This window comes from Lichenibacterium minor, from assembly GCF_004137685.1.
GTDB lineage: Bacteria > Pseudomonadota > Alphaproteobacteria > Rhizobiales > Beijerinckiaceae > Lichenihabitans > Lichenihabitans minor.
This window is the reverse complement of the sequence record NZ_QYBB01000009.1, coordinates 19,143-32,561: the sequence shown is the minus strand read 5'-3', so window position 1 is coordinate 32,561 and position 13,419 is coordinate 19,143. Positions and strand designations below refer to the sequence as shown.

Here is a 13,419-nt window from a genome sequence, read left to right as displayed (position 1 = left end):
GCGTCCCGCGGCCGCCGGTGCCGCCGTCGCGCCGGGGGGCCCGCCGTGCTATCGCTCCCGCCGCGAAACGCGGGCGGGAGGCGGGCCATGGTGACACGAGCGATGCGCCGCGCCGCGCCGTTTGCCGCCCTGGCCGCCGCTTCGGCGGCCGCGCTGGCTTTCCCGCCGGTGCCGGCGCGGGCCGATCCCGCGCCGGACGGCCGGTTCCGGGCGATGGTCGAGCGGCCGCTGTTCTCGCCCACCCGGCGGCCCCCCGCGGCTCCCCCCGCTCCGCTCGACGCACCGGCGCCGGCCGCGCTTCCCCTCCCGCCCCCCGACCTGACGCTCAGCGGCGTCATCACCGGGGGCGGGAGCGGCATCGCGCTGGTCCGTCGGCCCCAGGATGCGGCGCCGATCCACGTGGCCCTGGGGGGCACCGTGGACGGCTGGACCGTGGCGGAGATCCGGCCCCGCGCCATCGTCCTCACGCGCGATGCCCGCAGCGTGACGGTGGGCCTGCCCACACCCGCGCGGTGAAGCCCGGCACGTCCCGACGGCCCGACCAGGGGGCCGCCGGCGTCACAGCCCGAGGTCGGTCAGGCCCGGGTGGCCGTCCGGCCGCGGCCCGGCGGGCCAGTGGAACTTGCGGTCGCTCGCCGCGATCGGCAGGTCGTTGATGGACGCGATGCGGCGGCGCATCAGCCCCTGCGCGTCGAAGTCCCAGTTCTCGTTGCCGTAGGAGCGGAACCAGGATCCCGCGTCGTCGCGCCATTCGTAGGCGAAGCGCACCGCGATCCGGCTTCCCGCGAAGGCCCACACCTCCTTGATGAGCCGGTAATCCAACTCCAGCGCCCATTTCCGCTCCAGGAAGGCCCGGATGGCGTCGCGGCCGACGAGGAACTCGGAGCGGTTCCGCCATTCGCTGTCCTCCGTGTAGGCGAGCGCCACGGCGGCGGGGTCGCGCCCGTTCCAGGCGTCCTCGGCGCGGCGCGCCTTCACGGCGGCGGTGTCGGCGGTGAAGGGGGGCAGGGGCGGGCGGGCGGTCATGCGGCGGAACCTCGGCGCGGGGACGGGCTTCGAGCATGGGACGGGCCGCCGCCGCCGCCAAGGGGGGCGCCGGGCGCCGGCGGCGGGGCGCGGTGCCGTTGAGCGTTCGTTTACCCTGATCCGCGATGGTCCCGCATCGACCCGACGCCGCCGCGACGCCGGCCGTCCGCCGGGTCGATCCGGAGCCCGTCGGGCCGGCGTCGAAGCGGGGCTTCGCCGCGGGGGTCGCGGACGGTCTCGCAACTGGAGGTCGGGGCTCGTCGGCGATCGCGCGATGGGGTCGGGCCGATCGCGGAGCCGCACCATGGGGATCCACCCCGAGTTCTCGTCCTTCGACCGCCGGTCCGCCAACCTGGACGAGGCGCGCCGCACCATGTGGCAATGGGCGGAGCCGATCGTCATCGACCGCGCCGTCGAAAGCTACGCCCGCATGGTCGACGAGGCCGGCACGGTGGCGATGGCGCGCAAGCACTGCCGCCTGTGGCGCATGGTGCTGTTCAACCACCCCGCCACCGTGTCGGCGGCCCTGGAGGAGCTCCGCCGCGCCGCCGACAGCCTCGGCCTGCCCGACGGGCTGGTGGACGACGCCAACGACCTCATCCTCGAGGAGCTCGTCGACATCGTCACGAGCCGCTACCGTTCGTCGCGCAACACCATCCGCACCTTCAGCCTGGTGCTCATGGCGGCGACCTCCTGCCTCGGCATGGCGCGGCACCCCGCCTGAGCCGGCCCGCGCGCCGCCGGCGCCGTCCAACGGAAACGGTCCGACAATTCCACGCGCGACTTGCGCAACGCTTCTGCTTGCGCGACCATCGGTCGGCGGCCCAACGACAGCGGACGAGGGGGCGGTCGCCGGGGGGAAGAGTGCGATCGATGGCGCGACGGCGGCGACACCATGGAGCCTGAACGGGGCGTGGACGGCGACCTGTCGGTGCGGTTCTGGGGCACGCGGGGTTCCCTGCCGATGCCGGGTCCCGGCACGGTCGTCTACGGCGGCAACACCTGCTGCGTCGAGGTCCGCCTGGGCCGGCGCCTCTTCGTCGTGGACGCCGGCAGCGGCTTCGAGGCGGCGGGGCGCGCCATGGCGCTGCTCGGCGCCGGCGCGGGCCGCATCGACCTCCTGCTCAGCCACCTCCACCACGACCATGTCGCCGGCCTGCCGTTCTTCTCGCCGATCCTCAAGGACAAGGGCTGCCTGCGCATCTTCTGCGGCAACCAGGGGGGGGACAGCGCCAAGGCGGCGCTGGATCACATGTTCGCCCCACCCCTGTTCCCCGTGACGCTCGACGTGCTGCCGGGCCGCATCGAGCACGTCGGGTTCCGGGCGGGGGAAACGCTGACCTTCGAGGACGGCGTGACGGTGGCCACCTGCCCGCTGCGCCACCCCGGCGGGGCCACGGCCTATCGCTTTGACCACGCCGGGCGGCGCGTGTGCTACGTGTCCGACATGGAACACGCCGACGCCGGCCCCGACGCCGATGTGGTGGCGTTCTGCCGCGACGCCGACCTCGTCATCTACGACGCCATGTTCACCGAAGCCGAGCTTCCGCGCTGCCGCGGCTGGGGCCATTCCACCTGGAACGCCGGCGTGGCGCTGTGCCGGGCCGCGGGCGCCCGGGCGCTGGCGGCCTACCACCACCACAAGGGCCACGACGACGCCGTGCTGGCGGGCATCGAAGCCGAACTCGCCGCCGCCCTGCCGGGCTCCTTCGTGGCCCGCGAAGGCCAGACCCTGGTGTACCGGGAACGGCAGCGGGCCGCCGCGGCGCACGGGGCGTGAGCCCGCCCGGCGCCGCCCCCTCGCACATCGGCCGTTGCACCGCGGCGGTCGATCTTTAAAGGATGGCCCCGTCGCCCGTTCATCCCGCGCACATGTGCGGACGAGGATGAAGGCGGGACCGCGTGCTTCCAGCCGGACGGGCCTTGTCCAACGTCGAGCAGAAGATTTCCGGCAGGCAACTGCCGTCATGGCTGCGCACCTTCGTGCGGACGCGCGAAGCGGGCCTCGTGCTGGCCGCCCTGGTGATCGGCGTCGCGGCGGGCGGCCTCGTCGCCCTGATGGGCTGGGCGGTGCAGGCCATGCACGAGGTGCTGTTCAACCTGCCGCACGGCCAGCGGCTCAGCGCCACCCTGCACCTGACGCGCTGGCGGGCGCTGCTGATCCCCGTGGCGGGCGGCTTCGCCCTCATGGCGCTGTCGCGCTACGCCCGGCGCATGTCGGGGCGGCTCGCCGACGCCATCGAGGCCAACGCGCTGTTCGGCGGGCGCTTGTCGCTGACGGGCAGCCTGCTCGTCACCGTGCAGACGGTGGTGTCCTGCGGCACCGGCGGGTCCGTCGGGCTCGAAGCCGGCTACGCCCAGATCTCGTCGGCGGTGGCGTCCCGGCTCGGGCTGGCCCTCGCGGCGCGGCGCGGCGACCTCCGCCTCCTCGTCGCCTGCGGGGCGGCCGGCGCCATCGCGGCGGCCTTCGGGGCGCCGCTGGCCGGCGCCTTCTACGGGTTCGAGGTCGTCCTCGGCACCTACACGGTGTCGGCGCTGGCGCCCGTCGCCACCTCGGCGCTGGTGGCGAGCCAGATCGCCCGCAACTTCGAGAACGGCGGCTTCCTCATCCGCCCCGGCTCGCTCGCCACCATCGGGGCGGGCGACCTCGGCCACATCGTCGCCATCGGGGCGCTGTGCGGCTTCGCCGGCATCGTGCTGATGGTGTCGGTGGCGGGCAGCGAAACGCTGTTCCGCCGCCTCAAGGTGCCGGCGCCGTGGCGCATGCCCATCGGCGGCCTGCTCATCGGCGGCATGGGCCTCCTGACCCCGCAGGTGCTGGGGGCCGGCCACGGCGCCATGTCGACCGACCTCGTGGCCTCGCTGGCGCCCCTCACCATCCTGGGCATCATCGCCCTCAAGGGCGCGGCATCGGCGGTGTCGCTCGGCTCGGGCTTCCGCGGCGGCCTGTTCTACGCGTCGCTGCTGATCGGGGCGCTGATCGGCCGCCTGTACCACGACGTCGGCTTCCAGCTCTTCCCCGACCTCGACTTCGACCCCGACCTGGCGGCGCTGACCGGCATGGCGGCGCTGGGCACCGGGGTGATCGGCGCGCCCGTGACCATGACGGCGCTGGCGCTGGAAACCACCGGCAACTTCCCCATCACCATCGCGGCGCTGATCGGCGCGGTGGTGTCGTCGCTGATCGTGCGCGAACTGTTCGGCTATTCCTTCGCGACCTGGCGCTTCCACCTGCGCGGGGAAGCCATCCGCGGCCCCCACGACGTCGGCTGGATGCGCGAACTGTCGGTGAAGACGCTGATGCAGCCCAACGTCCGCACGGCGGCCCACGACCTCAGCCTGCGCGAAGCGCGGCTGAAGTTCCCGCTGGGCTCCGTCAAGCAGGTGGCCGTGGTGGACGGGGGCGGCCGATACGCCGGCCTCGTCATGCTGGACGACCTCCACACCGCGCCGCTCGACCGCGGCGGCGACGCGCTGTCGACGCTGTGCCGCTTCGGCGACCGCATGCTCCTGCCGTGGATGACGGTGCGCGAAGCGCTCGACCTGTTCGAGAAGGGCGAGGCCGACGCCCTCGTGGTGGTGGACCACGAAGCCACGCGCCGCGTCGTCGGCACGATGACCGAATCGCACGCGCTGCGCCGCTACGGCGAGGAACTGGAGCGCCAGCAGCCCGACAACGTGCTGCGGTGACGGCCCCGGCCTGCCGGGCGGCTCGCCCTGCCGCCGTGGCGTGCTGCGCAAGCCGGCCGCCGCCGCGCTCGCCTTGACCCGTCCGCCACCTTCGGGCCATGCAGCCGCATGCTCCTGCTGACCCGCGCCCCCGCCAAGATCAACCTGACCCTCCATGTCGTGCGGCGGCGCCCCGACGGCTTCCACGACCTCGAAAGCCTGGTGATCTTCGCCGGCGTCGCCGACGTCCTGGCGCTCGACCCCGCGGCGCCGCTCGGCCTCGCGGTGTCGGGCCCCACCGCCACGGACGCCGGCGACACGGAGGGCAACCTCGTGCTCAAGGCCGCCCGCGCGCTGGCCGGGCGCGTGCCCGGCCTGCGCACGGGCGGCTTCCGCCTGACGAAGCGCCTGCCGGTGGGGGCCGGCATCGGCGGCGGATCGTCGGACGCCGCGGCGGCGCTGCGCCTGCTCGCCCGGCTGAACGGCCTCGGCCTCGACGACGAGCGCGTCCGCTCGGCCGCCCGCGCCACCGGCTCGGACGTGCCCGTCTGCGTCCATCCGCGCTCGCGCATGATGGCGGGCACGGGCGACCGGCTCGGCCTGCCGCTGATGGCGCGCCCGCTCTACGCCGTGTTGGCCAACCCGGGCGTCCACCTGCCGACGCCAGCGGTGTTCAAGCGCATGGGGTTCGAGCCCGGGGAAGCGCGACACCTCGGCGAGCACCCCGTGCCGCACGACGGGCTCGGCCACGGCGCCTTCGTCGACCTCGTGCGCGGCGGCCGCAACGACATGGAAGCGGCGGCGCTGTCGCTCGCTCCCGCGATCGGCGACGCCATCGACGTGCTCGGCGCCACGGCGGACCACCGCGTGGTGCGGATGTCGGGCTCGGGCTCGACCTGCTTCGCCCTCTACGACGACCGGCGCGCGGCCCGCGCCGCCGCGGCCCGTGTCGCCGGCGCCCGGCCGGACTGGTGGGTGCGGTCGACCGCGCTGCGCTGACGGGGCCCGGCCCGGCGGGCGGGCCCGTAGCCGCCGCGGCCGGCGCCGTGCCGCCGCCGGGGCACCTCCGCACCTCCGCTGTTGCAGCCATGTCGCACCCGTGAGGTAAGCGGTCCTCGCCGGGCGGATCGAACGGGCGGGCCCGGCCGCTTGCCGCCTTTCACCGCAGGGCCGGACCGCGGCATCCGAGGCTGACCGGCGATGGCGGCCGGCCCGTCCCCCGCGCGCGGCCCCGAGCGCCCCCGGGGCGCCTTCCGCCGCCCGGCCAAGGCTTTGCGGCCGAGCCCGCATCCGACGTCTCAAGTGACGGCTTTTGCGGCATTCACCGCCCCTTCAGCCGACATTCCGCACCTTTTGACGCGCGACGCGTGGTCTTGGACGCGAGTCCGGCGCTTGCCAGCGGGCGAAAGCTGTCCTTGCATGGACGTCGTGGCGGGGAGCACACTCCCCGCAGGTGCAGACGCCGCAGGGGGACGCCACAGAACGGACACCCGCCACACGTTGACTGTGACCACGCGCCCGAAGGGCTTCCGGCCCGAAACTGGCACACGGTCTGCAGCCCGGTTCGTATCTCCAAGACTCTTCGACGTCCGGCGCCGCCGGACCACCCGCGGATGAGAGGGCCCTTTGATGGACGACCTGTTCACGAGCTTCGCGCGGTCCTACGACGCCCGACGGGCGGCCGACATGTCGCTCGCCGACTACCTGCAGGGCTGCCGCTCCGACCCGATGATGTACGCCAGCGCGCCGGAGCGCATCCTGGCCGCCATCGGCGCCGCCGAGATGGTGGACACCGCCAAGGACCCGCGCCTCGGCCGCATCTTCATGAACCGCACCGTGCGGCTCTACCCCGCCTTCTCCGAATTCTACGGCATGGAGGAAACGATCGAGCGCATCGTGTCCTTCTTCCGCCACGCCGCGCAGGGCCTGGAGGAGCGCAAGCAGATCCTCTACCTGCTGGGGCCCGTCGGCGGCGGCAAGTCCTCGCTCGCCGAGCGGTTGAAGGCGCTGATCGAGCACCATCCCGTCTACGTGCTCAAGGCCGGCAGCGAGCTCAGCCCGGTGTTCGAAAGCCCGCTCGGCCTCTTCGATCCCGACACGATGGGCGAGCAGATCGAGGACCGCTACGGCATCCCGCGCCGTCGCCTCACCGGCCTGATGAGCCCCTGGGCGCTGAAGCGCCTCGACGAGTTCAACGGGGACGTCTCGAAGTTCAAGGTCGTCAAGATCAACCCGTCGCGGCTGCGCCAGATCGCGCTGTCCAAGACCGAGCCCGGCGACGAGAACAACCAGGACATCTCGTCCCTCGTCGGCAAGGTGGACATCCGCAAGCTGGAATCGCTGTCGCAGGCCGACCCCGACGCCTACAGCTATTCGGGCGGCCTCAACCGCGCCAACCAGGGCATGCTCGAGTTCGTCGAGATGTTCAAGGCGCCGATCAAGATGCTGCACCCGCTGCTCACCGCCACGCAGGAGGGCAACTACGTCGGCACCGAGAACATCGGCGCGATCCCCTTCACCGGCATCATCATGGCCCACTCGAACGAGGCCGAGTGGCAGACCTTCCGGCAGAACAAGAACAACGAAGCCTTCATCGACCGCATCTACGTCATCAAGGTGCCGTACTGCCTGCGCGTGTCGGAGGAGAAGTCGATCTACGACAAGCTGATCCGCACCTCCGAACTGGCGGACGCGCCCTGCGCGCCGGGCACGCTCGACATGCTGGCGCGCTTCTCCGTGCTGTCGCGGCTGCGCGAGCACGAGAACTCGAACACCTATTCGAAGATGCGCGTCTACGACGGCGAAAGCCTGCGCGAGGTCGACCCCCGCGCCCGCTCCATGCAGGAATACAAGGACGCGGCGGGCGTCGACGAGGGGATGGACGGCATCTCGACCCGCTTCGCCTTCAAGGTGCTGGCGGCCACCTTCAACCACGACACCACCGAGGTCGTCGCCGACCCCGTCCACCTCATGTACGTGCTGGAACAGTCGATCCGCCGCGAGCAGCTCCCCGACGACGTCGAGAAGCGCTACCGCGAGTTCATCAAGGCCGACCTCGCCCCGCGCTATGCCGAGTTCATCGGCCACGAGATCCAGAAGGCCTATCTCGAATCCTACCACGACTACGGCCAGAACCTGTTCGACCGCTACGTCGACTATGCCGACGCCTGGATCGAGGACCAGGACTTCAAGGACCCCGACACCGGGCAGCTCCTCAACCGCGAGCTCCTGAACCAGGAGCTGACCAAGATCGAGAAGCCCGCCGGCATCGCCAACCCGAAGGACTTCCGCAACGAGGTGGTGAAGTTCTCGCTGCGCGCCCGGGCCCACAATTCCGGCCGCAACCCGTCCTGGACCTCCTACGAGAAGCTGCGGGACGTGATCGAGCGTCGCATGTTCTCCCAGGTCGAGGAACTGCTGCCGGTGATCAGCTTCACGTCCAAGCGCGACAGCGACACCGAGAAGAAGCACGGCGAGTTCGTCCAGCGCATGGTCGAGCGGGGCTACACCGAGCGCCAGGTGCGGCGCCTCGTCGAATGGTACATGCGCCACAAGAAGGCCGGTTGAGCGAGCAACGATCGAGCGAGGCCCCATGCATATCGTCGACCGCCGCCTCAACGGGAGCGGCAAGAGCCTCGCCAACCGGCAGCGCTTCCTGCGCCGCGCCAAGACCCTGGTGCGGCAGGCGGTGAGGAACTCCTCGAAGGACCGGTCCATCAAGGACCTCGACCAGGGCGGGGAAGTGTCCATCCCGGTCGACGGCGTCCGCGAGCCCCGCCTGCGCCGCTCCTCCAAGGGCGGGGTGCGCGAAGGGCTCTTCCCCGGCAACAAGAGGTTCGTCGAGGGCGACACCATCCCGCGCGACCCGTCCGGCGGGGGCGGCCGCGGCAACGAGGGCGCCGAGGACGGCTCGGGCGAGGACGACTTCCGCTTCGTCCTGTCGCGCGAAGAATACCTCGACCTGTTCTTCGACGACCTCGAACTGCCCGACCTCGCCAAGAAGAAGCTGGCGACGGCGGAATCCCAGTCGCTGAGCCGGGCGGGATATTCCACCGCCGGCTCGCCCGCCAACATGTCGCTCACCCGCACGATGCGCAATTCGCTGTCGCGGCGCATCGCCCTGAAGCGCCCCAAGGGCGAGGACGTGCGGGCGCTGGAGGCCGAGGTCGAGGCCCTGGCCGAATCCGGCCTCGACCCCGGCCGCCTCGACGCGCTGCGGGCCGAGCTCGCGCACCTCGTGGAGCGGACGCGGCGGGTGTCCTTCGTCGACCCGATCGACATCCGCTACCGGCGCTTCAACCCGGTGCCGAAACCCGTCGCGCAGGCGGTCATGTTCTGCCTGATGGACACCTCGGCCTCGATGACCGAGCACATGAAGGACCTCGCGAAGCGGTTCTTCTCGCTGCTCTACATCTTCCTGAAGCGCCGCTACAAGAACGTCGACATCGTCTTCATCCGCCACACCCACGAAGCCCGGGAAGTGGACGAGGACACGTTCTTCTCCTCGCCCGAAACGGGCGGCACGGTGGTGTCCTCGGCGCTCGACGAGATGATCCGCGTGGTGGAGGCGCGCTATCCGCCCGGCGACTGGAACATCTACACGGCCCAGGCCTCGGACGGCGACAACTCGTCGGGCGACACCGAGCGCACCGCCACCACGCTGCGCGACGGGGTGCTGCCGCTGTGCCAGTATTTCGCCTACCTCGAGGTCGGGCGCGAGAACGAGACGCCGCACATGGGCTTCGTGCAGCGCCAAACGGAGCTGTGGCGGACCTACGAGGCGGTGGCGAAATCGGGCGCCGACTTCGCCATGTGCAAGGTGCGCCACCGCGCCGAAATCTATCCCGTGTTCCGCAAGCTCTTCGAACGCAAGGAGAAGGGCGCAGCCGGCGGCGCGACCGCCAGGGGAGCTTCGGCATGAATTCCATGAGCGGGAGCCCGCTGCTGTTCGAGGGCGCGGACTGGACCTACGAGACGCTGCAGCGGATCAATGACGCCTGCGAAGCCATCGCGCACGGCGAACTCGGCCTCAAGACCTACCCGAACCAGATCGAGATCATCACCACCGAGCAGATGCTCGACGCCTATTCGTCCGTCGGCATGCCGCTGTTCTACGGCCATTGGAGCTTCGGCAAGAGCTTCGCCCACCACGAGGCCGGATACCGCAAGGGCCTGCGCGGCCTCGCCTACGAGATCGTCATCAACTCCAACCCCTGCATCAGCTACATCATGGAGGAGAACTCCGCCACGATGCAGACGCTGGTGATCGCCCACGCGGCGTTCGGGCACAACCATTTCTTCAAGAACAACTATCTGTTCAAGCAATGGACGCAGGCCGAAAGCATCGTCGGCTACCTCGATTTCGCCAAGAGCTTCATCGCCGACTGCGAGGAGCGCTACGGCCACGTCGCCGTCGAGCGGGTGCTCGACGCCGCCCACGCGCTGCAGAGCCACGGCGTCCATCGCTATCCGCGCAAGCGCAAGCCGGACCTCGCCTCCGAGCAGCGCCGCGAGCGGGACCGGCGCGAACACCAGGAGCAGATGTTCAACGACCTGTGGCGCACCGTGCCCGAGAAGGAGAAGAACAAGCCTGGCAACCTCAGCGACGACCGCCGCAAGGCGCTGCTGGAGCTGCCGCAGGAAAACATCCTGTACTTCGTGGAGAAGACCGCGCCGCGCCTGGCCCCCTGGCAGCGCGAGATCATCCGCATCGTCCGCCTCATCGCCCAGTATTTCTACCCGCAGGGGCAGACCAAGCTGATGAACGAGGGCTGCGCGACCTACTGCCACTACCAGATCATGGGCAAGCTCTACGAGACGGGGCAGATCACGGAAGGGTCCTACCTCGAGTTCCTGGGCTCCCACACCAATGTGGTGATGCAGCCCGAATACGACGACAAGCGGTTCGGCGGCATCAACCCCTACGCGCTCGGCTTCGCCATGATGCAGGACATCGAGCGCATCGTGACGAAACCGGAGGACGAGGACCGGGAATGGTTCCCCGACATCGCGGGGCGGGGAGACCCCGCCGCGGTGCTGGCCGACGTGTGGGCCAACTACCGCGACGAGAGCTTCGTGTCGCAGTTCCTCAGCCCGGCGCTGATGCGGCGGTGGAAGCTGTTCCACGTTCAGGACGGGGGCGACCCGAAGAAGGACCTGAAGGTCGCGGCGATCCACGACGAGCGCGGCTACCGGGGCCTGCGGCGCGCTCTGTCGCGGCACTACGACGTCGCCTGGCAGGACCCGGACATCCAGGTGGTCGACGTCGACCTCGCGGGCGACCGGCGGCTGATGCTGCAGCACAACGTGCTGAACGGCGTGCTGATGAGCGAGCGCGAAACCCGCGAGGTGCTGCAGCACCTGGCCGACCTGTGGGGCTACGACGTGCACCTGAAGGAGGTCGACGCCGCGGCCGGCAAGGTGGTGAAGGAGCACAGCGCCAGCGCGCGCGCGAACTTCCTGCAGGGAGGGTGATGGTTTCCAAAGGCCTTCGGCCTTTGGCGGGTTTCAGGGCAGAGCCCTGAACATCGATCGATGGCCCTCGGATTGTCGTCCTGAGATCGGCCGAAGGGCACGTCCTTCGGAACCCCGGTTCAGTTCGCGCGCCTGACGCAGAACTCCACCACGTCGAGCAGCGCCGCCTTGTGGTCCGAGGCGGGGAACAGCTCCAGCGCGTCGCGCGCCATGGCGCCGTAGTGCCGCGCCCGCTCGATCGTGTCCTCGATGGCGCGGTGGCGCCGCATCGTCGCGATGGCGGTCTCGAGGTCGCCCTCGGCGATCTCGCCCTTCTCCAGCGTCCGGCTCCAGAAGCCGCGCTCCTCGGGGGAGCCCCGGCGGAAGGACAGCACCACGGGGAGCGTGATCTTGCCCTCGCGGAAGTCGTCGCCGACGTTCTTGCCCAGCGCCGAGCTCGACCCGCCGTAGTCCAGCGCGTCGTCGATGAGCTGGAACGCGATGCCGAGGTTGGTGCCGTAGGCGCGGCAGGCCGCCATCTCGGCCTTGGGGCGCCCGGCCAGGATCGGCCCGACCTCGCAGGCGGCGGCGAAAAGCGCGGCCGTCTTGGCGCGGATCACCGCGACGTAGTCGTCCTCTGTGGTGGCGGTGTCCTTGGCGGCGGAGATCTGCATCACCTCGCCCTCGGCGATCACCGCCGCGGCGTCGGCCAGGACGGACAGGCAGGGCAGGGACCCGACCTCGACCATCATGCGGAAGGCCTGGCCGAGCAGGAAGTCGCCCACCAGCACGGACGCCTCGTTGCCCCACAGCATGCGGGCGGCGAGCTTGCCGCGGCGCATGTCGCTCTGGTCGACGACGTCGTCGTGCAGCAGCGTCGCGGTGTGCATGAACTCGACGGACGCGGCGAGCTTGACGTGGCCGTCGCCCGCGTAGCCGCACAGGCCCGCGGCGGCGAGCGTCATCATCGGGCGCAGGCGCTTGCCGCCCGACTCGATGAGGTGGTTGGCGACCTCGGGGATCATGGCGACGTCGGACCCGGTCCGGGCCACGATGGCCTGGTTCACCCGTTCCATGTCGGCCCGGACGAGGGACCAGAGCTTTCCGATGCCGGCCTCTTGGGCCGTTTCACCGAGGGGGATCACCACGCCCAAAGGCACACTTCCTTGTCACTGATGCGCGCGCGGACCATAAGGCCGGGGTGGCCCTGCCGCAACACGCCTTATCGGCGCGGATAAAGCAGCCGGCGGGAGGATGTTCCCGCAGCGCGGCATCCGGCCAGATCGAGACCGCGCCCCCGATGATCGAGATCATGCGCACCAACGACATCGTCCTGATCTCGGTGGTGTCCTCGATCCTGGACGAGTCGCACATCGCTTATTTCGTCGCCGACCAGCACATGAGCGTCATCGAGGGCTCGTCGGGCTTCCTGGCGCGCCGCATCATGGTGGAGCGCGACGCCGCGTCCCGCGCCCGGCGCCTGCTCGTCGATGCGGGCTTCGGCGAGGAACTGCGGCGTGTGTGAGCCGGATCGCCTGCTGGGCGGGCGGCTGTCGCTGTTCCAGCCCCCGGCGGGCCACCGCGCCGGCACCGACGCGGTGCTGCTCGCCGCGGCGTCGGCGCTCGCGGCGGGCGACAGCTTCGTCGACGTCGGCGCCGGGGTCGGCACCGCCGGGCTGGCCGTGGCGCTGCGGTGCCCCGGCGCGTCCGGCCTGCTGCTCGAAGCCGACAGCGCGGCGGCGGAGCTGGCGCGCCGCAATGCGGCTCTGAACGGGGTGGGGGACCGGGTCGCGGTGGTGGAAGCGGACCTGTTCGCCCGCGCGCTCCACCGGCCCGCGGCGCTCCGCCCCGAAGCGGCGTCGCTGGTGCTCACCAACCCGCCGTTCTTCGACGCGGGCGCGGTCCGCCCGTCGCCGAACCCGGCCCGCGCCGCCGCCCACGTGGCCGGGCCGCGCGGGCACGGGGACTGGCTCGCCGCCGCGGCGGCGCTGCTGGCCCCCAAGGGGCGGCTCGTGATGATCCACCGTCCCGACGCCCTGCCGGCGCTCCTCGCCGCCTGCGAGGGGCGGCTCGGGGGCGTCGCGATCCGCCCCGTGCTGCCGCGGGACGGCGCGGACGCCGTCCGCATCCTCCTCGCCGGGGTCAAGGGCAGCCGGGCGCCGCTGCGCTTCGCGGCGCCGCTCGTCCTCCACGGCCCCGACGGCGCCTTCACCGCCGAGGCCGAGGCGATCCATCGCGGCGACGCCCTCGTGGCGGTGTGACGGCGCGGCC

12 protein-coding genes are annotated in these 13,419 nt (G+C 71.4%); 10 read left to right on the top strand and 2 right to left on the bottom strand.

Annotation, left to right across the window (positions count from 1 at the left end; all coding sequences use genetic code 11):
- Positions 1–87: 87 nt before the first annotated feature.
- Entirely contained in the window at positions 88–516 is a 429-nt protein-coding gene (locus tag D3273_RS10010) for a hypothetical protein (RefSeq protein WP_129226052.1), read from the top strand.
- A 42-nt stretch (positions 517–558) separates the two neighbouring features.
- Here the strand turns inward: D3273_RS10010 and D3273_RS10005 are convergent, their stop codons facing one another.
- Entirely contained in the window at positions 559–1,026 is a 468-nt protein-coding gene (locus D3273_RS10005; protein ID WP_129226049.1) for a nuclear transport factor 2 family protein, read from the bottom strand.
- Between the two features lie 304 nt (positions 1,027–1,330).
- On the opposite strand from D3273_RS10005, the gene D3273_RS10000 reads away from it, so the two are divergent.
- From D3273_RS10000 to D3273_RS09970, 7 genes are all read left to right on the top strand, one after another.
- Positions 1,331–1,750 (top strand): hypothetical protein, encoded by a 420-nt coding sequence (locus D3273_RS10000; RefSeq protein WP_129226046.1) that lies wholly within the window; start codon positions 1,331–1,333, stop codon positions 1,748–1,750.
- Between the two features lie 171 nt (positions 1,751–1,921).
- On the top strand, positions 1,922–2,806 hold the full coding sequence (locus D3273_RS09995; protein WP_129226043.1) for an MBL fold metallo-hydrolase: 885 nt from the start codon (positions 1,922–1,924) through the stop codon (positions 2,804–2,806).
- 143 nt (positions 2,807–2,949) lie between these two features.
- Positions 2,950–4,716 (top strand): chloride channel protein, encoded by a 1,767-nt coding sequence (locus D3273_RS09990; RefSeq protein WP_129226040.1) that lies wholly within the window; start codon positions 2,950–2,952, stop codon positions 4,714–4,716.
- 108 nt (positions 4,717–4,824) lie between these two features.
- Positions 4,825–5,694 carry a 4-(cytidine 5'-diphospho)-2-C-methyl-D-erythritol kinase gene (locus D3273_RS09985; RefSeq protein WP_129226037.1) on the top strand — a complete coding sequence of 290 codons (870 nt, stop codon included), beginning with the start codon at positions 4,825–4,827 and terminating at the stop codon, positions 5,692–5,694.
- A 630-nt stretch (positions 5,695–6,324) separates the two neighbouring features.
- A complete protein-coding gene (locus tag D3273_RS09980) occupies positions 6,325–8,262 on the top strand; it encodes a PrkA family serine protein kinase (protein ID WP_129226035.1) in 1,938 nt (645 codons plus the stop codon).
- 25 nt (positions 8,263–8,287) lie between these two features.
- Positions 8,288–9,616, top strand: coding sequence for a YeaH/YhbH family protein (locus D3273_RS09975; RefSeq protein WP_129226033.1), 1,329 nt, complete (start codon positions 8,288–8,290; stop codon positions 9,614–9,616).
- Positions 9,613–11,169 carry a SpoVR family protein gene (locus D3273_RS09970; RefSeq protein ID WP_129226030.1) on the top strand — a complete coding sequence of 519 codons (1,557 nt, stop codon included), beginning with the start codon at positions 9,613–9,615 and terminating at the stop codon, positions 11,167–11,169. The genes D3273_RS09975 and D3273_RS09970 overlap by 4 nt, the downstream gene beginning before the upstream one ends.
- 119 nt (positions 11,170–11,288) lie before the next feature.
- On the opposite strand, the gene D3273_RS09965 is transcribed toward D3273_RS09970, so the two are convergent.
- Positions 11,289–12,302, bottom strand: a complete 1,014-nt coding sequence (locus D3273_RS09965; RefSeq protein ID WP_129226027.1) for a polyprenyl synthetase family protein — start codon at positions 12,300–12,302, stop codon at positions 11,289–11,291.
- A gap of 146 nt (positions 12,303–12,448) precedes the next feature.
- On the opposite strand from D3273_RS09965, the gene D3273_RS09960 reads away from it, so the two are divergent.
- A complete protein-coding gene (locus D3273_RS09960; RefSeq protein WP_129226024.1) occupies positions 12,449–12,673 on the top strand; it encodes a putative signal transducing protein in 225 nt (74 codons plus the stop codon).
- A complete protein-coding gene (locus D3273_RS09955) occupies positions 12,666–13,409 on the top strand; it encodes a tRNA1(Val) (adenine(37)-N6)-methyltransferase (protein WP_245501092.1) in 744 nt (247 codons plus the stop codon). The genes D3273_RS09960 and D3273_RS09955 overlap by 8 nt, the downstream gene beginning before the upstream one ends.
- Positions 13,410–13,419: the final 10 nt, after the last annotated feature.

Bases quoted from the DNA above. Each gene is read 5' to 3' on its own strand.
- D3273_RS10010 (WP_129226052.1), top strand. From the start codon at position 88: ATGGTGACACGAGCGATGCGCCGCGCCGCGCCGTTTGCCGCCCTGGCC.
- D3273_RS10005 (WP_129226049.1), bottom strand. From the start codon at position 1,026: ATGACCGCCCGCCCGCCCCTGCCCCCCTTCACCGCCGACACCGCCGCC.
- D3273_RS10000 (WP_129226046.1), top strand. From the start codon at position 1,331: ATGGGGATCCACCCCGAGTTCTCGTCCTTCGACCGCCGGTCCGCCAAC.
- D3273_RS09995 (WP_129226043.1), top strand. From the start codon at position 1,922: ATGGAGCCTGAACGGGGCGTGGACGGCGACCTGTCGGTGCGGTTCTGG.
- D3273_RS09985 (WP_129226037.1), top strand. From the start codon at position 4,825: ATGCTCCTGCTGACCCGCGCCCCCGCCAAGATCAACCTGACCCTCCAT.
- D3273_RS09980 (WP_129226035.1), top strand. From the start codon at position 6,325: ATGGACGACCTGTTCACGAGCTTCGCGCGGTCCTACGACGCCCGACGG.
- D3273_RS09975 (WP_129226033.1), top strand. From the start codon at position 8,288: ATGCATATCGTCGACCGCCGCCTCAACGGGAGCGGCAAGAGCCTCGCC.
- D3273_RS09970 (WP_129226030.1), top strand. From the start codon at position 9,613: ATGAATTCCATGAGCGGGAGCCCGCTGCTGTTCGAGGGCGCGGACTGG.
- D3273_RS09960 (WP_129226024.1), top strand. From the start codon at position 12,449: ATGATCGAGATCATGCGCACCAACGACATCGTCCTGATCTCGGTGGTG.